This window comes from Streptomyces sp. NBC_00250, from assembly GCF_036192275.1.
Classification (GTDB): Bacteria; Actinomycetota; Actinomycetes; order Streptomycetales; family Streptomycetaceae; genus Streptomyces.
This window is the reverse complement of record NZ_CP108088.1, coordinates 6,446,055-6,464,735: the sequence shown is the minus strand read 5'-3', so window position 1 is coordinate 6,464,735 and position 18,681 is coordinate 6,446,055. Positions and strand designations below refer to the sequence as shown.

At 72.9% G+C, this 18,681-nt stretch carries 19 protein-coding genes; 11 read left to right on the top strand and 8 right to left on the bottom strand.

The window, feature by feature from the left end; all coding sequences use genetic code 11:
• Window positions 1-4: 4 nt before the first annotated feature.
• Window positions 5-199 carry a hypothetical protein gene (locus OG259_RS29300; RefSeq protein WP_443052040.1) on the bottom strand — a complete coding sequence of 65 codons (195 nt, stop codon included), beginning with the start codon at window positions 197-199 and terminating at the stop codon, window positions 5-7.
• 125 nt (window positions 200-324) lie between these two features.
• Window positions 325-1,038, bottom strand: a complete 714-nt coding sequence (gene npdG, locus OG259_RS29295; RefSeq protein WP_266891206.1) for an NADPH-dependent F420 reductase — start codon at window positions 1,036-1,038, stop codon at window positions 325-327.
• A 106-nt stretch (window positions 1,039-1,144) separates the two neighbouring features.
• Between npdG and OG259_RS29290 the strand changes: the two genes are divergently transcribed.
• Window positions 1,145-1,747: a hypothetical protein gene (locus OG259_RS29290; protein ID WP_328944976.1), complete on the top strand. Its 603-nt coding sequence runs from the start codon at window positions 1,145-1,147 to the stop codon at window positions 1,745-1,747.
• A 200-nt stretch (window positions 1,748-1,947) separates the two neighbouring features.
• Window positions 1,948-3,252 (top strand): MFS transporter, encoded by a 1,305-nt coding sequence (locus tag OG259_RS29285; RefSeq protein WP_328944975.1) that lies wholly within the window; start codon window positions 1,948-1,950, stop codon window positions 3,250-3,252.
• Between the two features lie 46 nt (window positions 3,253-3,298).
• On the opposite strand, the gene OG259_RS29280 is transcribed toward OG259_RS29285, so the two are convergent.
• The gene (locus tag OG259_RS29280; protein ID WP_266891212.1) at window positions 3,299-3,538 is read right to left on the bottom strand and encodes a hypothetical protein; all 240 of its coding nucleotides are present in this window, start codon (window positions 3,536-3,538) and stop codon (window positions 3,299-3,301) included.
• A gap of 61 nt (window positions 3,539-3,599) precedes the next feature.
• Here OG259_RS29280 and map point away from each other — a divergent pair, with 61 nt between their 5' ends.
• Both map and OG259_RS29270 read left to right on the top strand, forming a co-directional pair.
• Complete coding sequence (map, locus tag OG259_RS29275) at window positions 3,600-4,457, top strand: type I methionyl aminopeptidase (RefSeq protein WP_328944974.1); 858 nt, start codon at window positions 3,600-3,602, stop codon at window positions 4,455-4,457.
• A 153-nt stretch (window positions 4,458-4,610) separates the two neighbouring features.
• Window positions 4,611-5,261 (top strand): biliverdin-producing heme oxygenase, encoded by a 651-nt coding sequence (locus tag OG259_RS29270; RefSeq protein WP_328944973.1) that lies wholly within the window; start codon window positions 4,611-4,613, stop codon window positions 5,259-5,261.
• A 106-nt stretch (window positions 5,262-5,367) separates the two neighbouring features.
• Here the strand turns inward: OG259_RS29270 and OG259_RS29265 are convergent, their stop codons facing one another.
• The 3 genes from OG259_RS29265 to OG259_RS29255 form a co-directional block, all read right to left on the bottom strand.
• Window positions 5,368-6,048 carry a PhzF family phenazine biosynthesis protein gene (locus OG259_RS29265; protein WP_328944972.1) on the bottom strand — a complete coding sequence of 227 codons (681 nt, stop codon included), beginning with the start codon at window positions 6,046-6,048 and terminating at the stop codon, window positions 5,368-5,370.
• Window positions 6,049-6,151: 103 nt separating this feature from the next.
• Window positions 6,152-7,807: an HtaA domain-containing protein gene (locus OG259_RS29260; RefSeq protein ID WP_328944971.1), complete on the bottom strand. Its 1,656-nt coding sequence runs from the start codon at window positions 7,805-7,807 to the stop codon at window positions 6,152-6,154.
• 69 nt (window positions 7,808-7,876) lie between these two features.
• Window positions 7,877-9,328 carry an HtaA domain-containing protein gene (locus OG259_RS29255; protein WP_328944970.1) on the bottom strand — a complete coding sequence of 484 codons (1,452 nt, stop codon included), beginning with the start codon at window positions 9,326-9,328 and terminating at the stop codon, window positions 7,877-7,879.
• A 192-nt stretch (window positions 9,329-9,520) separates the two neighbouring features.
• Here OG259_RS29255 and OG259_RS29250 point away from each other — a divergent pair, with 192 nt between their 5' ends.
• The 7 genes from OG259_RS29250 (at window position 9,521) to OG259_RS29220 (ending at window position 17,011) form a co-directional block, all read left to right on the top strand.
• Window positions 9,521-10,480, top strand: coding sequence for a heme/hemin ABC transporter substrate-binding protein (locus OG259_RS29250; RefSeq protein ID WP_328947214.1), 960 nt, complete (start codon window positions 9,521-9,523; stop codon window positions 10,478-10,480).
• A complete protein-coding gene (locus OG259_RS29245) occupies window positions 10,477-11,574 on the top strand; it encodes a FecCD family ABC transporter permease (protein WP_328944969.1) in 1,098 nt (365 codons plus the stop codon). The genes OG259_RS29250 and OG259_RS29245 overlap by 4 nt, the downstream gene beginning before the upstream one ends.
• On the top strand, window positions 11,571-12,431 hold the full coding sequence (locus OG259_RS29240) for a heme ABC transporter ATP-binding protein (RefSeq protein ID WP_443052039.1): 861 nt from the start codon (window positions 11,571-11,573) through the stop codon (window positions 12,429-12,431). Before OG259_RS29245 ends, OG259_RS29240 begins: the two co-directional genes overlap by 4 nt.
• A 195-nt stretch (window positions 12,432-12,626) precedes the next feature.
• Window positions 12,627-13,781, top strand: coding sequence for an iron uptake system protein EfeO (gene efeO, locus OG259_RS29235; protein WP_328944968.1), 1,155 nt, complete (start codon window positions 12,627-12,629; stop codon window positions 13,779-13,781).
• A gap of 31 nt (window positions 13,782-13,812) precedes the next feature.
• The gene (gene efeB / locus OG259_RS29230; protein ID WP_328944967.1) at window positions 13,813-15,084 is read left to right on the top strand and encodes an iron uptake transporter deferrochelatase/peroxidase subunit; all 1,272 of its coding nucleotides are present in this window, start codon (window positions 13,813-13,815) and stop codon (window positions 15,082-15,084) included.
• 30 nt (window positions 15,085-15,114) lie between these two features.
• Window positions 15,115-15,996 (top strand): iron uptake transporter permease EfeU, encoded by an 882-nt coding sequence (efeU, locus tag OG259_RS29225; RefSeq protein WP_328944966.1) that lies wholly within the window; start codon window positions 15,115-15,117, stop codon window positions 15,994-15,996.
• 31 nt (window positions 15,997-16,027) lie between these two features.
• Window positions 16,028-17,011 (top strand): hypothetical protein, encoded by a 984-nt coding sequence (locus tag OG259_RS29220; protein ID WP_328944965.1) that lies wholly within the window; start codon window positions 16,028-16,030, stop codon window positions 17,009-17,011.
• Between the two features lie 77 nt (window positions 17,012-17,088).
• Here OG259_RS29220 and OG259_RS29215 read toward each other — a convergent pair whose 3' ends face one another.
• A complete protein-coding gene (locus OG259_RS29215; protein WP_266891236.1) occupies window positions 17,089-17,868 on the bottom strand; it encodes a bifunctional DNA primase/polymerase in 780 nt (259 codons plus the stop codon).
• Window positions 17,869-18,015: 147 nt separating this feature from the next.
• Window positions 18,016-18,636, bottom strand: a complete 621-nt coding sequence (locus tag OG259_RS29210) for a TetR/AcrR family transcriptional regulator (RefSeq protein ID WP_328944964.1) — start codon at window positions 18,634-18,636, stop codon at window positions 18,016-18,018.
• Between the last annotated feature and the right edge of the window lie 45 nt (window positions 18,637-18,681).

Sequence of the window (18,681 nt, the reverse complement as noted above, 5' to 3'; positions counted from 1 at the left end):
GCCCCTACGCCTCGACGGCGTCCGCCGCGGCGGCCTTCTCGACCTTCGCGCGGCGGATGTAGTACCAGGCCATGTTGGAGGACAGGCCGGCGAGCAGGACCCAGACGACGCCGAGGAAACTGCCCTCGACGAAGGAGACGACGGCCGCGGCGACGGCGAGGGCGCAGACCACGAGGGCGTAGAGGGCGAGGCGGGGCATGGGGGTCGGCTCCTGTCCGGGTACGGCTGCTGTGCCCGTCCAGTGTCCCCCATGCCCACCGCCCTGCCGGGACCGGCTCGGACGTCCTGTCTCGAACCGGACCGGACGTCCTGCCCGGGACCGGCTCAGACGTCGGTGACGCGGAGCCCGGCGTGGGCCTTGTAGCGGCGGTTGACCGAGATCAGGTTGGCGACGAGCGACTCGACCTGGTGGGCGTTGCGCAGCCGGCCGGCGAAGACACCGCGCATGCCGGGGATGCGGCCGGCGAGGGCCTGGACGAGCTCGACGTCGGCGCGCTCCTCGCCGAGGACCATCACGTCCGTGTCGATCTCCTCCAGGGAGGTGTCCTGGAGGAGGACGGCGGAGAGGTGGTGGAAGGCGGCGGCGACCCGGGAGTCCGGGAGGAGCGCGGCGGCCTGCTCGGCGGCGGAGCCCTCCTCGGGCTTGAGGGCGTAGGCGCCCTGCTTGTCGAAGCCGAGCGGGTTGACGCAGTCCACGACGAGCTTGCCGGCCAGGTCGTCGCGCAGGGACTCCAGGGTCTTGGCGTGGCCGTCCCACGGCACGGCGACGATCACGATGTCGCTGCGGCGGGCGCACTCGGCGTTGTCGGCGCCCTCGACGCCGTGGCCGATCTCCTCGGCGGCCGCCTGGGCCCGGTCGGCGGCGCGCGAGCCGATGATCACCTTCTGGCCGGCCTTGGCGAGCCGGTAGGCGAGGCCGCGGCCCTGGTCGCCGGTACCGCCGAGGACGCCGACGACGAGGCCGGAGACGTCGGGAAGGTCCCACGGGTCCTTGGGCGCGGCCTTGGGGGCGGGGGTGCTGGGAGTCGAGGAAGTCATGGCCCCGACATTACCGACCGGTCGGGGCCGCCGGGCCGCTCCCGTACGGGTGGATCCCCCGCAACCGGCCGCGCGCGGGCCGCGGTCTGGTGCAGGATGCGGGCCCATGGATGCCGTACGGGTCGCGTTGCTGCGGGAAGTGCTCGCCGGGACGGAATGGCCGCGGGCGGCCCGCCGGTTCGCGGGCGCGCTCCGGTCCTCGGTCGTTCCGCACCGGGGCGGGCTGCTGCTGGTCGGCACGGAGGAGTACGAGCCCTGGCACCTGGCGGCGCATCTGGTCGACGAGTCGGCCTGGTCGGGGATCCCGGAGCTGGCGCCGACCCTGGTACGGCACCGGGTGCGGCCGGGCGATCCGGCCCATCTGGCGGTCGGGCTCGGCCGGCTGGAGGTGGCGGGGCGGGGGGCGACGCTGCTGATGGTGGCACCGGAGCGGCCGGACGCGGGCGTGCTCCAGCGGGTCCACGACGCCCGGCGGGCGGGGGCGACGGTGCTGTCGCTCGACGGGGGCGACGAGGAGGTGCGGGGGCTCGCGCACGAGACGCTCACGGTGGCGGAGGGGGCGGAGGTGGACCTGGACACGGTGCAGCACCTGGTGAGCGCGGCGGCCGGCGAGAACAGCCTGCCGTCACCACGCGGAACCCGCCGCTTCCGCGACCGCCTCTCGGACCTCGCGGACCGCCTGACGGCACCGCCCCCGGCGCGCTGGTAGCGCGGACGCACCGGCGGGAGCCGATGGGTCCCGGCAGATGCGGGTAGGTCCCCGGCAGGCCCCAGCCTGTCCTGGCACGGCAGGTCCCGGCAGGTCCCGACTTCCCGCCCCCGACCCCCGCCCCCGGACCCGGCCCCGGCCTCCGCCCCCGGCGGTAAATCGTTTGCCTCCGGCAGTGGGCCGCCGGAGCATGGCCCCTCGTGTCTCCTGCCCTCGCGAAGCTTTCCGCGCTCCTGCCCGATCCGGCGCCGTGGCGTGCCTCCCGTGACTTCCGGCTCCTGTGGATCCAGGGGCTCGTCACGTACTTCAGCAGCGCGATGGCGATGATCGCCCTGCCGCTGCAGATCAAGGATCTGACGGGTTCGCCGCTCGCCGTCGGCGCGATGGGCGCGGTCGAGCTGGTGCCGCTCGTGGTGTTCGGACTGTACGGCGGGGCGCTCGCCGACGCGGTCGACCGGCGGAAGGTGATCCTCCTGACCGAGGCGGGTCTGGGTCTGTTCGCCGGGATCCTGCTGGTCAACGCACTGCTCCCGGACCCGATGCTCTGGCCGCTGTACGTGGTCGCGGCCGGTGTCTCGGCGCTCGCGGGGCTCCAGCGTCCGGCCCTGGACTCGCTGATGGCCCGGATCGTGCCGCACGAGCACCAGACGGCGGCGGCCGCGCTGAACTCGCTGCGCTGGCAGATGGGCTCGATCGCGGGCCCGGCGCTCGCGGGCCTGGTCGTGGCGTTCGCGGGCCACGCGCCCGCGTACGGGGTGACGATCGTCGGCTTCGCCGCCTCGGTGCTGCTGTGCCGCCGGCTCTCCCCCGCGCCGCCCGCGCACGACGCGGAGAAGCCCTCGTTGCGGGGCATCGCGGAGGGCGCGCGGTACGCCTGGTCGCGGCCGGTGCTGCTCGGCACGTACGCGATCGACCTCGCGGCGATGTTCTTCGCCTTCCCGAACACGATCTTCCCGTTCCTCGCGGACGAGCTGGACGCGGACTGGTCGCTGGGCCTGATGTACGCGGCGGGTTCGGTCGGCTCCCTGGTGCTCGGGCTGACCAGCGGCTGGACGTCGAAGGTGCGTCGGCACGGGCTGCTCGTGGTCGCGGGCGCCGCCGGCTGGGGTCTGGCGATCGCGGCGGCCGGCTGGTTCGGGAACGTCTGGCCGGTCCTGCTCTGTCTGGCCTTCGCCGGGGCCGGGGACATGCTGAGCGGTCTGGGCCGGGCGACCATCTGGAACCAGACGATCCCGGAGGAGCTGCGCGGCCGGCTGGCCGGCATCGAGGTGCTCTCCTACAGCGTCGGCCCGCAGCTGGGCCAGGTCAGGGCGGGCGCGATGGCGGGCTGGACCGGCACCCGGTCGGCCGTCTGGACGGGTGGTGTGGCCTGCGTCGCCTCGGTGGGCCTGCTCTGCCTCGCGCTGCCGAAGCTCCTCACGTACGACTCCGAGACCGACGAGGACTCGCTGCGCCGCAAGGCCCAGCAGGAGGCGGCACAGAAGGAGGCGGCCGGGACCGTGTGAGCGGTCCCGGCCGGGTCCCCGTGTGTCCAGGGCCGCTGGACAGGCGCTAGTCCGGGGGCTCCTGCGCCTCCGGCTTCCCCGCCTTGTCGTGCCAGCGCGGGTCGGTCTCCCACTCCAGGTTCCGCTCGCGGGCGGTCTCCATCGCGTGGGAGGCCTCCTCGCGGGTGGCGTACGGGCCGAAGCGGTTCTTGGCCGGGCACTCGGGGCCCTCTTCGACCTTCTTGTGCTCCAGGCAGTAGTACCACTCGCCCGGTTTGCCCACGGTGCGCTTCTTGAACAAAGCCATCGTCGTCGGCTCCTTCCTCCGAGACCATGCTGCCCCAGACCCGGTCGTTAGACTCGCTGGCATGTCTGGCCAGTCGCTTCTCGTACCGGGGGAGCTCTCCCCCCATCGTTCCGTTCCGGGCTCCATCCGCCGTCCCGAGTACGTCGGGAAGCCCGCCCCGACCCCGTACAGCGGGCCCGAGGTGCAGGACTCCGACACCATCGAACGGATGCGGATCGCCGGCCGCATCGCGGCTCAGGCGATGGAGGAGGCCGCCAAGCACATCGCCCCGGGTGTCACCACCGACGAGCTCGACCGGGTCGCGCACGAGTTCATGTGCGACCACGGCGCCTACCCCTCGACCCTCGGCTACCGCGGGTTCCCGAAGTCGCTGTGCGCCTCGGTCAACGAGGTCATCTGTCACGGCATCCCGGACTCCACCGTCCTGCGGGACGGCGACATCGTGAACCTCGACGTCACGGCGTACATCAACGGCGTCCACGGCGACAACAACGCCACCTACCTCTGCGGTGACGTCGACGAGGAGTCGCGACTCCTCGTCGAGCGGACCCGGGAGTCCCTGAACCGGGCCATCAAGGCCGTGAAGCCGGGCCGCCAGATCAACATCATCGGGCGGGTCATCGAGTCGTACGCCAAGCGCTTCGGCTACGGCGTCGTCCGTGACTTCACCGGGCACGGCATCAACTCGTCCTTCCACTCCGGCCTGATCGTCCCGCACTACGACTCGCCCCACCACACCACCGAGATCAAGACCGGCATGACCTTCACCATCGAGCCGATGCTGACGCTCGGCACCCACGACTACGACATGTGGGACGACGGCTGGACGGTCGTGACCAAGGACCGGAAGCGGACGGCACAGTTCGAGCACACGCTCGTGGTGACGGAGACCGGGGCGGAGATCCTCACGCTTCCCTGACTCCCGCCGAATCCCACGGATCTCCCGCGTTGGCCCGCGTGCTCAAGTGGGTAGCTCTTTTACCGACAGGACGTCGGGAACCAGTTGACTTAGGTAAGCCTAACTTGGCAGGATCGTCACTGGTTCCCGTCCCATCGGTCACGGAGGCACGCCTTGGACACGCCCTTCTCCACGCTCATCCGTACGGCTTCGCACGAGCAGCACACGGAGGCGGAGACGTCGTCCTTCATGGGCGACCTCCTGGGCGGACGTCTGGCCGTCGACGCCTACGCCCGCTACACCGAGCAGCTCTGGTTCGTGTACCGGGCCCTGGAGGACGGCGCGGAGGCGCTGCGCGAGGACCCGGTCGCCGGGCCCTTCATACAGACCGAGCTGTTCCGCACGACCGCCCTGGAGCAGGACCTCGCCCATCTGCGGGGCCCCGACTGGCGCGCCGGGGTCTCCCCGCTGCCCGCGACCGTCGCGTACGCCGAGCGGGTCGCCGAGTGTGCCCGTGAATGGCCCGCGGGGTACGTGGCCCACCACTACACGCGCTACCTGGGCGACCTGTCGGGCGGCCAGATCATCCGCGACAAGGCGGAGCGCACCTGGGGCTTCGCGCGCAAGGGCGACGGCGTCCGCTTCTACGTGTTCGACGCGATCTCCAACCCGGCCGCGTTCAAGCGGGGGTACCGGGAGCTGCTCGACGGGGTGAACGCCGACGACCTGGAGAAGCAGCGGATCGTCGACGAGTGCAAGCGCGCGTTCGCCTTCAACAGCGCGGTCTTCCACCAGCTGGGCGGGGAGTTCCCGCTCACCGCGTGAGACCTCCCGAAGCGGGCCTCGGCGCGTGAGCGTTCCCGACGGGGACCTCGGCGCGTGAGCGTTCCCGACGGGGACCTCCTTGTTCCCGAAGGGGACCGCCCCGCGCTCAGCGCGTGAGCGTTCCCTCCAGGCGGACCCGTCCGCCGAGTTCCACGATGCCGTCAGGGCCGGGGGCAGTGAGCAGCTGCGAACCCCGGCCCTGCGTGATGTTCAGGGCCCGTCCCAGCTCCGCCGTGAGCAGCAGGGCCGCCGCGCCGGTCGCCTCGTCCTCGTCGATGCCGTCGCCGCGCCCGGGGAACGCGCGCGCCCTGATCCGGCCCGCGGCCTCCTCCTCCCAGGCCCAGGCGTAGATCCACTCGCCCGGCTCGGGCACCTCCAGGGCCTCCACCTCGGCGGCGGAGCCGTACTGGCGCAGGGTCCGCGGCGGCGCCCACTCGGCGCGCGCCTCGATCCAGGTGAACTCCCCGTCGCCGCGCACCCACACCTCGCCCGCGGGCGGACGGATGACCTCCAGGTCGAGCAGCCAGGCGGCGCCGACCAGCGGGTATCCGGCGAACGGCAGCCGCAGCCCGGGGGTGTAGATGTCGACGATCCCGCGCTCCGGGTCGTCCACGAACACCGTCTCGCTGAAGCCCAGCTCCTTGGCGAGCGCCTGCCGGGAGGCCTCGTCGGGGTGGTCACGGGTGTCCCGTACGACTCCGAGGGCGTTGCCGTACCGGCCGTCGCCCGCGCAGAAGACCCGGAGGACGTCGATGTCGGGGCCGGCGCTGTGCTCGGTCGTGTTCATGGCGGAAATTGAACCATTTCACGATGCGCCGGCAGGGCCGCACCCGCGAATCGGGTGCGGCCCTGCCTCTTTCGGGGGGGGCGCGGGACGGTTCAGGACCTGCTCAGGACTCCGCGGCCCGGCGGCGCACGGCGACGACGACGGCCGCGCCCGCGGCGGCGAGGGCGCCCGAGGCGCCGAGCAGGAGGCCGGTGGGGGCGCCCGATCCGGTCGCGGCGAGCGCGCCGGAGCCGCCCGCGGAGCCGGCGCCGCCGACCGTGCCGCCGCCTCCGACGGTTCCGCCGCCGCCCGTGGTGGACGATCCGCCGGCCTCGCCGCCGCCGGTGGTGCCGGAGCCGCCCGAGCCGGTGGTCGAGGGGAGCGTGGCGTCCTCGTCGAGCGAGAGGGTCAGGGTCAGCGGGTCCATGACGGTGCCGGTCGGGTAGCCGCCCTGGCCGCCGGGAGCGGAGAAGGTGGCGGAGCCGGCCGCCGTCAGCTTCGCCGGGACGTTCGCGAGGGTGACGACGCCGTCGTGCGCCGTCCAGTCGGACCGGGACAGGTCGAGGTCGGCGAAGGCAACGTCGTTCTCGGTGCCCCGGGCGCTGGTGACGTCGGCGGTCAGGGTGCCGGTGGAGCCGGTCGCCTTCACCTTCACGTCGCCGACGGTCCAGTCGATGCCGTGCGCGGCGCAGACGAAGGCGAGCCTGCCGGAGAAGGCCGCCTCGGCCTTGCGTGCGTCGGCGTCGAGGTCGGCCTTGACGAAGCCGAACTCGTAGGCCGAGCCCTGCTTCCTCGCACCGCCCGAGGGGGTGACGGAGCCGCCGCACATCTCGCCGACGTACTTCTGCCAGCTCTGCTTCACACCCCACGTCAGCATGCCGTTCACGATCCCGGACGGGTCGCCGGTCGGCGCCGTGGCGGTCGGGTCGGTCGTGGTGGGGGCGGTGGTGGCGGGGCCGGTGGGCTGCGTGCCGGTCGGGGCCGGGCCGGTGGGCGCGGTGGTGGTCGGGGCCGGGCCGGTGGGCGCCGTCGTGGTCGGGGCGGTCGTCGGGGCCGTGGTGGTCGGGGCCGTGGTCGGCGGAGCGGTGGGGGGCGTGGTCGGGGGCGCGGTGGTCGGGGGCGCGGTGGTCGGCGCGCCGCCCGCCTTCACCGTGAGGGTGGCGGCGTCGAGGTCGTCGCCCTCCTTGTAGAAGCCCGCGAACGCCGCCGCGCCGTCCTTCGTCAGCTTCGCCGGTATGTCCTTGAACGTCATGACGCCGCCCGCGCCCTGGCTCGGCCGGACGCCGGTCATGTCGAGCGCGGCGACGGCGATGTCCGAGCGGGTGGAGACGGAGCCGTCCTTCTCCTTGGTGACGACGTCGGCGGTGATCTCGCCGGTCGGCGCGGCCGTGCCCTTCGTCGACAGCCTGACGTCCGAGAACCGGATGTCGAGCGCGCCCTGGTGGGCCTCGAAGCGGACGCCGCCCTTGAAGGAGTTGGCGGTGGCGTGGGTACCCGTGTCGTACGTGCCGGTGCCGTCGACGAAGGTGAAGACGCCGTTGTCCGCCGCCTGCCTCGCGCCTCCCTCCAGGGTGGTCTTCCCGTGGGCGAAGCCCCCGGCCAGGTAGGTGCGGAAGGACTGCTTGATGCCCCAGTCCAGTGTGCCGTCGCTCAGCGTCATCGGGGGCGCGGCGTCGGCCGCGGCGGGCAGGGCGAGGGCTACGGCGCCCGTGCCGAGGGCGGCTGCCGTGGCGACGGCGGCGGCCAGCGTGACGGAACGGTGACGCAAGGGGGTGGCCATGACGGGGTTCTCCTAGAGGGACTTGGGGCGCGGGGGGGGGCGGGGCGCAAGGGGGGTGCGCGGGGGATTTCAGGCCGAGGGAGTGCGGGTGGGAGTACTGCCGCTACGGCCACGGCGTACGGCGACGAAGACCGCGACTGCGGCGGCGAGCAGCGCACCTGCCCCGATCGCGACGTACAGCCCGGTGGGGGACGAGGAGGGTTCGGAGGCCGCCGCGGGAGCGGGTGCGGCTGACGTGGAAGGAGTGGCGGGGGCCGCCGGGGTGGGCTTCGCGTCGCTGCCGAGGTCAGGGAGCGCGGGCAGCCGGGCCTTGGTGTCGACGGCGACGGCCAGGGACACCGGGTCCATCGCGGTCCCGGCCTTGTACATGCCGCCGAAGGCCTTGGCGCCGCCCTCGGTGAGGGTGGCGGGGGCCTCGATGACGGCGGCGAGGCCGTTCTTCGGGGTGAGGCCGCGGGCGGTGAAGGTGACGAGGGGGACGGCCTTCTCGGTCCGGCCCGCGCTGGTGACATCGGCGCCGAGGGTGCCGGTGCCGCCGCTCACCTTCACGGTGACCTTTCCGAGGGTGAGGTCGAGGTGGGCGCCGGTGAAGCGGACGCTGCCCGCGAAGGCGGCGTCGAGGGTGCCCTTCCTCGGGTCGTACGTGCCCTGGCCGTCGGGGAAGCGGAAGAGCGCGCCGCCGTCCTGGGCGCCGTCGGCGAGGGTCCACGTGCCCTGGGAGATGGATCCGGTGACGTACTCGCGGAAGGTGCGGCGCACGCCCCAGTCGACGGCGGCGGCGCGGAGGCTTCCGGCGGCCGGGGCCGACGGGGTCGAACTCGCCGTGGCGGAAGGCGCCTCGGAAGGGGCGCCGGTGGACTCGGTGGTGGGCGTGGCGCTCGGTGTGGCCTTCCGCGGCGAGCGGACGTCGACGGTGAGGCTGACGGGGTCGAGCGAGGTACCGGCCGGGTAGTAGCCGGCGAAGGCGGTGGCGCCCTGGGCGGTGAGCCTGGCGGGCACGCCGGCGAGGGAGACGGGGCTGCCTCCGCCGCGCATGTCGATGCCGCCGACGTCGAGCGTGGCGAGCGGCACCCGGGAGGAGACGGTCGTCCGGCCGCTGCCCTTGGCCTTGCTCGCCATGTCGGCGTAGAGGGTGCCGCTTCCGCCCTGGATCCGGATCCGGGGGCGGCTGATGGTGAGGTCGAGCTCGTTGCTGCCGTCCGCCTTGCGGTGGCCGGTGAAGTGGACGCCACCGGAGAAGGCGGCTTCGAAGACGCCGGTCTCCGGGTCGTACGAGCCCTGCGCGGAGTGGAAGCGGAACTGGCTGCCGCCGACCGTGGCGGCTCCGCCGGTGAGGCCCCAATCGCCTTGGGCGATGGGCCCGGTGACGTAGCTCTGGAAGGAGGACTTGATGCCCCAGTCGAGCCGACCGCCCTGCACCGTGCGGCTCTCCGCGTGGGCGGCGCTGGCCGGGACGAGGGCGGCGAGCAGGGCCGCGAACAGGGTCACGGCGAGCGCGCGGGCGGGTCTGGACAGCAGCATGGAACCCCTCCGAGGGCTAGCAAGTGAGGTAAGGCTAACCTAAGCTACATCCAGCCTCGGTCGGAATCCCCCCGGCGCGAAGCCGATGAACCAGAACCACGGCAGTACGAAGCGGAACGAACGACAGGACGGTGTCCGGTGCGCAGAACTCGCCTCGCGGGAGCGCTGACAGCAGTGCTCGCCCTCGCCTTCATGGCGACCGGCTGCGGTGACGGAGGCGGAAACGGAACCGGCACCGGGGCCGCCCCGGCGAGCGCGCCCGCCGCAGCCCCCGACCGGGTCGAGCCGCTCGCCGACCCGGTCGGGCCCCGACTCCCCGTCACCGTCCCCTCGGCCGACGGCCGCACGGTCACCGTCACCTCCACCGACCGGATCGTGCCGCTCAGCGGCTCCCTCAGCGAGATCGTCTTCACCCTCGGCCTCGGCAGGAAGGTCGTCGCCCGGGACATCACCGCCACCTTCGAACAGGCCGGGAAACTCCCGGTGGTGACCCGCGCCCACGACGTCTCCGCCGAGAGCGTGCTCTCCCTCAAACCCACCCTCGTCCTCGCCGAGGGCACCACAGGCCCGGCCGAGGCCATCGCCCAGATCCGGGACGCGGGCATCCCGCTCGTCGTCGTGAAGCCCGCCAAGGCACTCGCCGACGTCGGCACCCGCATCGACGCGGTCGCCGCGGCCCTCGGCGTACGGGAGTCCGGAGCCGCGCTCGGGAAGCGCACCCAGGAGCGGATCGACGCCGTACGGAAGGAGATTCCGGCCCGCGAGGAGAAGCCGCGGGTGGCCTTCCTGTACGTACGCGGCACCGCCGCCGTCTATCTGCTCGGCGGGGCCGAGTCCGGCGCGAGCTCGCTCCTCGAAGCCGCCGGAGCGATCGACGCGGGCAAGGAATCCGGCCTGACCAAGGACTTCACCCCGATCACCAGCGAGGCCCTGGCGAAGGCCGCGCCCGACGCGATCCTCGTCATGAGCAAGGGACTCGACTCCGTCGGCGGGATCGACGGCCTGGTGAAGATCCCCGGCGTCGCCGAGACCCCGGCCGGCGCCGACCGCCGGGTCGTCACCGTCGACGACGGCGTCCTCCTCAACTACGGCCCGCGCACCGACCGGGTACTGAAGTCCCTGGTCGGCCAGTTGTACGGGGCGAAGAAGTGACGGCACTCCAGGAGACCCCACCGGCCCTCGGCAAGGACCCTTCGCCGCAGGCGCCTCCCGTCGCGCCGCCACGTACCGCCGCCCTCCTCACCGCCGGCCTCCTCGGCGTCCTGCTCCTCCTCGCCCTGCTCTCCGCCGGGATCGGGGCGTACGAGATCCCGCTCGGTGACGTCCTCACCTCCGCGCAGCACCGGATCGGGCTCGGCGGACACGCCCTCGACCGCACGGCCGAGAGCGTCCTGTGGAACATCCGGCTCCCCCGGGTCGTCCTCGCCGTCCTCGTCGGCGCCTCGCTCGGCTGCGCGGGCGCCCTGATGCAGGGCGTGTTCGGCAATCCGCTCGCGGAGCCGGGCGTCATCGGCATCTCGGCGGGCGCGGCCGTCGGCGCGGTCGGCGCGATCGCGCTGGGGCTCACCTTCCTCGGCAACTGGACCGTGACGGTCTGCGCGTTCGTCGCCGGGCTCGCGACCGTGCTCCTCGTGTACGCGATGTCCCGCTCCGGCGGCCGTACGGAGGTGGTGACACTGATCCTCACCGGTATCGCCGTGAACGCCTTCGCGGGCGCTCTCATCGGCCTCTTCCTCTTCTTCGCCGACAACGCGCAGGTCACCCAGATCACCTTCTGGCAGCTCGGCTCGCTCGCCCAGGCCACCTGGCCCAAGGTCCTCGCCGTACTGCCGTGCGCGCTCCTCGGCCTCGCCGTCGCCCCCTTCTACGCCCGCCGGCTCGACCTGCTCGCCCTCGGCGAGCGGCCCGCCCGCCATCTCGGCGTGGACGTGGAGCGGCTGCGGGTCGCCCTGATCCTGGTGGTGGCGCTGCTCACGGCGGCGGCGGTCGCGGTGGCCGGCATCATCACCTTCGTCGGTCTGCTCGTCCCGCATCTGCTGCGGATGGCGAACGGCCCCGGGCACCGCTTCCTGGTGCCGGGCAGCGCGCTCGGCGGCGCGGTCGTCCTCGCGGCCGGCGACCTCGCGGCCCGTACGGTCGCGGCCCCGGCCGAACTTCCCCTGGGCGTCCTCACCGCCCTCCTCGGCAGCCCGTTCTTCTTCTGGCTGCTGCGCAGGACCCGTCGCAGGCAAGGTGGTTGGGCATGACATCCGTACGCCTCCGGGGACTGCTCCCCGCACTCGCACACCGGCGCACGCGCGCAATGCCCTCCCCCGCCGCGCCCGGCGATCCGGTCGCCGAGGCCGTCGCCGTACGGGTCGAGCGCGGCGGCCGGACCGTGCTCGACGGGGTCGGGATCGGGGTGCGGGCCGGAGAGGTGCTCGCCCTGGTGGGGCCCAACGGGGCCGGGAAGTCGACGCTGCTCGCCGCGCTCGCCGCCGATCTCGCGCCGAGCGCCGGAGAGATACGGATCGGGGGGCGGTCGGCGGCCGGCTGGACGCCCGGGGAACTCGCCCTGCGGCGGTCGGTGCTGCCGCAGGACGCGGCCCTCTCCTTCCCCTTCGCCGTCGCCGACGTGGTGCGGATGGGCCGGGCCCCGTGGGCGGGCACCGAGCGGGAGGACGAGGACGAGGCGGCCGTCGCCGAGGCGATGGCGGCCACGGAGGTCGGAGCCTTCGCCGAGCGTCCGTTCTCCGCGCTGTCGGGAGGCGAGCGGGCCCGGGTCGCGCTGGCCCGGGTCCTGGCCCAGCGGACCGGTCTCCTGCTGCTCGACGAACCGACGGCCGCCCTCGACCTGCGCCACCAGGAACTGGTCCTGCGGGTCTGCCGGGAGCGCGCGGCAGCCGGGGACGCGGTGGTGGTCGTCCTGCACGACCTCGGGCTCGCGGCGGCCCACGCGGACCGGGTCGGGGTGCTGCACGAGGGCCGGATCGCGGTGGCGGGGCCGCCTTCGGACGTCCTCGAAGCGGAATTGCTGAGCCGGGTCTACCGGCAGCCGGTGGAAGTGTTCCCGCACCCCCGGACCGGCGTGCCCCTGGTCGTACCCAGGCGTACTCACGAGTAAGAGGAATGCGGACAATTCCCCTTCCTTGACCTGCCCTTGACCACCCCATGAGAACCCCATGAAGCCCCTGTGATCCCGCCGTGTCCGGTCCGCCGGACCTGAGAGCTGAATCACTGGACGGCCGGGTATGGCTGAGGTAAGCCTCGGTTAAGTTAGGTCCGCCTCAGTCCCCGTCCCCGCGTTTCTGGAGTCCCCATGCGAGCCGTTCGCCTCTCCGTCGTCACCGCCGCAGCGACCGCTGCGGCCCTGGCCGCCGTCACGGGCTGCACCGAGAAGAGCGACGCCAAGGCGGACGACGGCGCGGTCACCGTCGTCGCCAAGGACGACTCCTGCGAGGTCTCGAAGAAGGAGTTCCCGGCCGGTCACCTGAAGCTGGCCGTCGAGAACCGCGGCTCCAAGGTCACCGAGGTCTACGTCCTCTACCCGGACGACCGGATCGTCACCGAGCGCGAGAACATCGGCCCCGGCACCAAGGCCACCATCACCGCCGAGATCAAGGCCGGTGACTACGCGATCGCCTGCAAGCCCGGCATGGTCGGCGACGGCATCCGCCAGCAGGTCAAGGCCACCGGCGGGGCCGCGGGCACCAAGCGCTCCCCCGAGATGGACGCGGCCGTCGCCTCCTACCGCCAGTACGTCCAGGCGCAGGCCGACGCGACCCTCCCCAAGGTGAAGGTCTTCACCGACGCCGTCCGCGCCGATGACATCGAGGCCGCCAAGAAGGCCTACGCCGAGTCCCGCATCGGCTGGGAGCGCACCGAGCCGGTCGCCGAGTCCTTCGGCGACATCGACCCCAAGGTCGACGTCCGCGAGGACGGCCTGGAGGCCGGCCAGGACCCGGCGAAGGACTGGACCGGCTGGCACCGCCTGGAGAAGGCCCTCTGGAAGGACAAGAAGCTCGGCCCCGCCGAGAAGACCCTCGCCGACACCCTGGACAAGGACCTCGCGGACTGGGTGAAGCGGGTCGGCAAGGCCGAGATCACCCCGACCTCGATGGCCAACGGCGCCAAGGAGCTCCTCGACGAGGTCGCCACCGGCAAGGTCACCGGCGAGGAGGAGCGTTACTCCCACACCGACCTCGTCGACTTCAAGGCCAACGTCGAGGGCGCGCAGAAGTCCTTCGACCTGCTCCGGCCGGTCGCCACGAAGAACGACCCGAAGCTCGTCGGCGAACTGGACAAGCAGTTCGCCGCGCTGAGCGCGCTGCTCGACAAGTACCGCACGGACAAGACCAGCTACGTCTTCACCTCGTACGACAAGGTCACCCCGGCCGAGCGCAAGGAGCTGTCGGACGGCGTCAACGCGCTGGCCGAGCCGCTCTCCAAGCTCGCCGCCGCCGTCGTCAAGTAATCGTCTAGCCAACAGGGACGGAGAGACGGACATGTCCGAGGAGACCCAGGAGCAGCAGGCGGCCGAGGGCGACGCGCCCTCCCGCCGTACGGTCATCGGCTGGGGCGGTGCCGGGCTCGCGCTCGGTGCCGCCGCGGCCGGCGGCGCCGCGCTGCTGAGCCGGGACGGGGACACCCCCGTGCCGGTCGCCGACAGCGGGGCGGCCGTGCCGTTCCACGGCCCGCACCAGGCCGGTATCGCCACCGCGGTCCAGGACCGGCTGCACTTCGCCGCCTTCGACGTGAAGACGACGGACCGCGCCGAGCTGGTCCAGCTCCTCAAGGACTGGACGCGGGCCGCCGAGCGCATGACGGCCGGCGCCGAGGTCGGCGAGGGCGCGTACGGCGGTCTTCCGGAGGCTCCGCCGGACGACACCGGCGAGGCCCTCGGCCTCAAGCCCTCCCGTCTCACCCTCACGATCGGCTTCGGCCCCTCGCTCTTCGACGGGCGTTTCGGGCTGAAGGACAAGCGTCCCGGGGCCTTGGTGGAGCTGCCCAAGTTCCCGGGCGACAACCTGGATCCGGCGCGCAGCGGCGGCGACCTGTGCGTGCAGGCGTGCGCGGACGACCCGCAGGTCGCCGTGCACGCCATCCGGAACCTGGCGCGGATCGGCTTCGGCAAGGTCGCGGTGCGCTGGTCGCAGCTGGGCTTCGGCAAGACGTCCTCGACGACCCCCGACGCCCAGACCCCCCGCAATCTCTTCGGCTTCAAGGACGGCACCCGCAACATCGCGGGCACCGAGACCGAGCGGCTCGCGAAGCACGTGTGGGTCTCCGGCAAGGACGCCGAGGGCGCCACGGCCTGGCTGGACGGCGGCTCGTACCTCGTCGCCCGCCGCATCCGCATGAACGTCGAGACCTGGGACCGTACGCCGCTCGCCGAGCAGGAGGACATCTTCGGCCGCGACAAGCGCGAGGGTGCGCCCGCCGGCAAGGCCAAGGAGCACGACGAGCCGTTCCTGAAGGCGATGAAGCCCGACTCGCACGTCCGGCTCGCCCACCCGGACAGCAACGCCGGGGCGACGATCCTGCGGCGCGGCTACTCCTTCACCGACGGCACCGACGGACTCGGCCGCCTGGAGGCGGGCCTGTTCTTCCTGGCGTACCAGAAGGACGTCCGGACCGGCTTCATCCCGGTGCAGACCTCCCTGTCGCGGGCCGACGTCCTCAACGAGTACATCCAGCACGTGGGTTCGGCGCTGTTCGCGATCCCGCCGGGCGTCCGGGACAAGGACGACTGGTGGGGCCGGGCGCTGTTCGCGTGACGCTCCACGTAACCCCGGGAGGGAACCGGCGTGTTCGGTAACTATCTGATCGGCCTGCGCGAGGGCCTTGAGGCCAGCCTGGTCGTCTGCATCCTCATCGCCTATCTGGTGAAGACCGGCCGGCGGGACGCGCTGAAGCCGATCTGGATCGGCATCGGCGTGGCCGTCGGCGTGGCCCTCGCCTTCGGCGCCGGTCTCGAATTCGGCTCCCAGGAGCTGACCTTCGAGGCACAGGAACTGCTCGGCGGCTCGCTGTCGATCGTCGCGGTCGTCCTGGTGACCTGGATGGTCTTCTGGATGCGGCGCACGGCCCGGCACCTCAAGGCCGAGCTGCACGGCAAGCTGGACGCGGCCCTTCAGATGGGCACGGGCGCGCTGGTCGCCACCGCCTTCCTGGCGGTGGGCCGCGAGGGCCTGGAGACGGCGCTGTTCGTGTGGGCGTCGGTCCGGGCCTCCTCGGACGGCACGTCCGCCCCGCTGGTCGGTGTCCTCCTCGGACTGGCCACGGCGGTGCTCCTCGGCTGGCTGTTCTACCGGGGCGCGCTGAGGATCAACCTGGCCACGTTCTTCACCTGGACCGGCGGGATGCTGGTCGTGGTGGCGGCGGGCGTCCTCGCGTACGGCGTGCACGACCTCCAGGAGGCCCGCTTCCTCGACGGCCTCGCGAACAAGGCCTTCGACATCTCGGCGACGATCCCGCCGGACAGCTGGTACGGCACGCTCCTCAAGGGCGTCTTCAACTTCCAGCCGAACCCGACGGTCCTTCAGGTCACGGTGTGGGCGCTGTATCTGGTCCCGACGCTCGCGCTGTTCCTGGCCCCGATAGGGTCGGGTCCGTCCGTGCGGGTGAAGAAGCAGAAGGCGACCGATGAGAAGGCTGACGCTGAGGCGAGCGCCGAGACGACCGCTTGAGCGGCTGTCGGCACGACGGTCCACCGGATCCATGCGACCCGCGCGGCTCCTCGCCGCGACGGCGGCGGCGACCGTCCTTGCACTGACGGCGAGCGGCTGCGTGACGGTGCACGGCGAACTCGCGCTGATGCCGCCGGCCACGCAGGCCGAGGCGGCGCAGGCCCTCGCCGATTTCACGAGCGCCTACAACAAGGCCGACAAGGCCCACGACCCGGCCCTGGACGCGGGCCGGGTCACCGGCCCGCTCGGGGAGATCAACCAGGCGGGTCTGCGCGCGCGTGCGGTGACCGCCCCCGGCGGCAACCCGAACCACCAGCCCCTCGAACTGACGGACGCGCGCTTCGTGCTGCCCCGCAAGGCGGGCTGGCCGCGCTGGTTCCTCGCGGACACGGACTCCAACCGGGACACCGACGAGGGCCGCGGCGACCAGCGCTGGCTCCTGGTCTTCGTGCGCAACGGGCCCCAGCAGCTGTGGGAGGTGGCCCACCTGGTGGTCACCAGCCCGTCCGCGGTGCCCGAGTTCGCCGAGGAGGACGGGTACGCGGTGCCGGTCGCCGCGGACGCCGACGGGCTCGCGGTCGCGCCCGAGGACCTCGGCGAGGAGTACGTCTCGTTCCTGAAGGACGGGCAGCCGGGGCCGTACACGGCGGGGGCGCACACGACGCTCCTGCGGGAGGAGCGGCAGAAGGGCGCCAAGCGGCCGGGGCTCGCCACCCAGTACCTCGACCGGGTCACGGACCAGGGCGACTTCGCTCCCCTCGGGCTGCGGACGAAGGACGGCGGCGCGTTCGTCTTCTTCGCGACGCGGTTCTTCGAGCGGCAGACGGCGGCGCCCGGCTACCGGCCCAAGGTCGGCCCCGACGTCAAGGCGCTGCTGACCGGCGAGGTCAAGAACACCGTCACCAAGGAGTGGGTGTCCAACCAGGCGGCCCTGGTGAAGCCGGCGGGCACGGACCGCGACGGCGTCACGATCAAGGCCCGGCTCCAGGGCGTGGTGGGCGCGCAGGGCTCGTAGCAGCCTTCGCAGGGGCCGGTCGGATCCTCTTACCGGCTCCGCCGGACCCTCGTACGGCCCTGGTCCCGCCCCGGAGGTCAGCGGGTCAGGGGCCAGGCGATCTCGTGGGCCGTGTGCTCGCCGTCGCCCTCCGCCTCGCGCGCGGCCGCGTGGCGGGCGCAGGCGTCCTGGAGGGTCTCCAGGAGGTTCAGCGGGTCGGGCAGCGGGTGCTCGGGGCCGCGGAGCCAGGCGACGACCGGATGGGCGCTCTCGTCCCCGGGGAGCCGGGCGGGCGGTACCAGGACGTAGCTGCCGCGGCAGTGCCAGCGGAGTCCCGGGTGCTCGTCCATGGTCTCGGGGTGGCAGTCGAGCTCACACGGCCACCACTCGTCCTCGTCCTCGGGGGTGCCGCGGGTGGCGGTGAAGAAGAGCATCCGCCCGCCGACCGTGTCGACGTCGGCGGACTCGGCGACGGGCCCGACCTCGACGCCCTCGGCGAGGAGGCGCTCCAGGGCGGCGCGGCCGGCGGCGAGCGGTACGTCGAGGACGTCGTGGACCATGCCGGTGGCGGTGACGAAGTTCGCCTCGGGCTCGTTGCGGGCCCAGCGCTCGATCTGGGCGCGGTCGGTGGTCGACTGCGTCTGCCAGGCGAAGGAGACGGGGTGCCGGGCGGGGGTGGGACAGCCGATCCGCTCACAGGAACAGCTGTAGCCGACGGGGTACGCGGCGGGGGCGAGGGGCAGCCCTGCGGCGGCGACGGCCAGGAGCAGCTTCTCGCGGTCGTTCTCGTCGTCGGCCGCGGTGCGTTTCGGGCGCCTGCGCAGCCACTGCGCGAGTTTGCTCTCCGTGCCGCGGTAGCGGCCGATCCCGTCGCCCATCTATCCCCTCACACCTCATGCTCGCCCGTTCGGCTCTGCCCATGGTCCCACCATCCTGCGCCTCAGGTGACCGGAGTGTGGAACCGGGGTGCCGATCCGGTGTGCGGAAACGTCGCGGAGAGGTCGCGGAGAGGTCGCGGGGACGTTTCAGCCGCGCGGTGCGAGGCCGCGCAGGGCCAGGTCGACGAGGCTGTCGGCGTAGGCGTGGGTCAGCGGCAGGGTGCGGTGGAGCCAGCGGTGGTGCAGCGGGCCGACGAGGAGTTCCAGGGCGATGCGGGGGTCGACGTCGGGGTCGACGTGGCCCGCGGCCTGGGCGGTCTCGATGCGGCGGGCGTAGTACGCGAGCTGGGGTTCGAGGAGCGCCTCGGTGAAGCGGGCGCCCAGCTCGGGGTCGACGATGCCCTCGGCGGCGAGGGCTCGGGTGGGGGCGTCGAAGGCGGGGTTGTTCATCTCGTCGACAGTGGCGCGCAGGACGTACTTGAGGTCGGCGGCGAGGTCCCCGGTGTCGGGGATCTCACTGTCGGCGTCTCCGCCGAGCGCTTCGTTGGCCTGCGCGGCGAGGTCGAGGAAGGCGTCGAGGAGGACGGCCGCCTTGGAGGGCCACCAGCGGTAGATGGTCTGCTTGCCGACGCCGGCGCGGGCGGCGATGCCCTCGATGGTGGTCTTCGCGTAGCCGGTCTCGGAGACGAGGGCGAGGGCGGCGTCGAAGATGGCGCGGCGGGAGCGTTCGCTGCGGCGGGAGGCGTCGGGGGCCTTGGTCTCGGACATGGCTCCAATCTAGCAGCACGCGAGACGCCGCGTCTCGCCACGTGT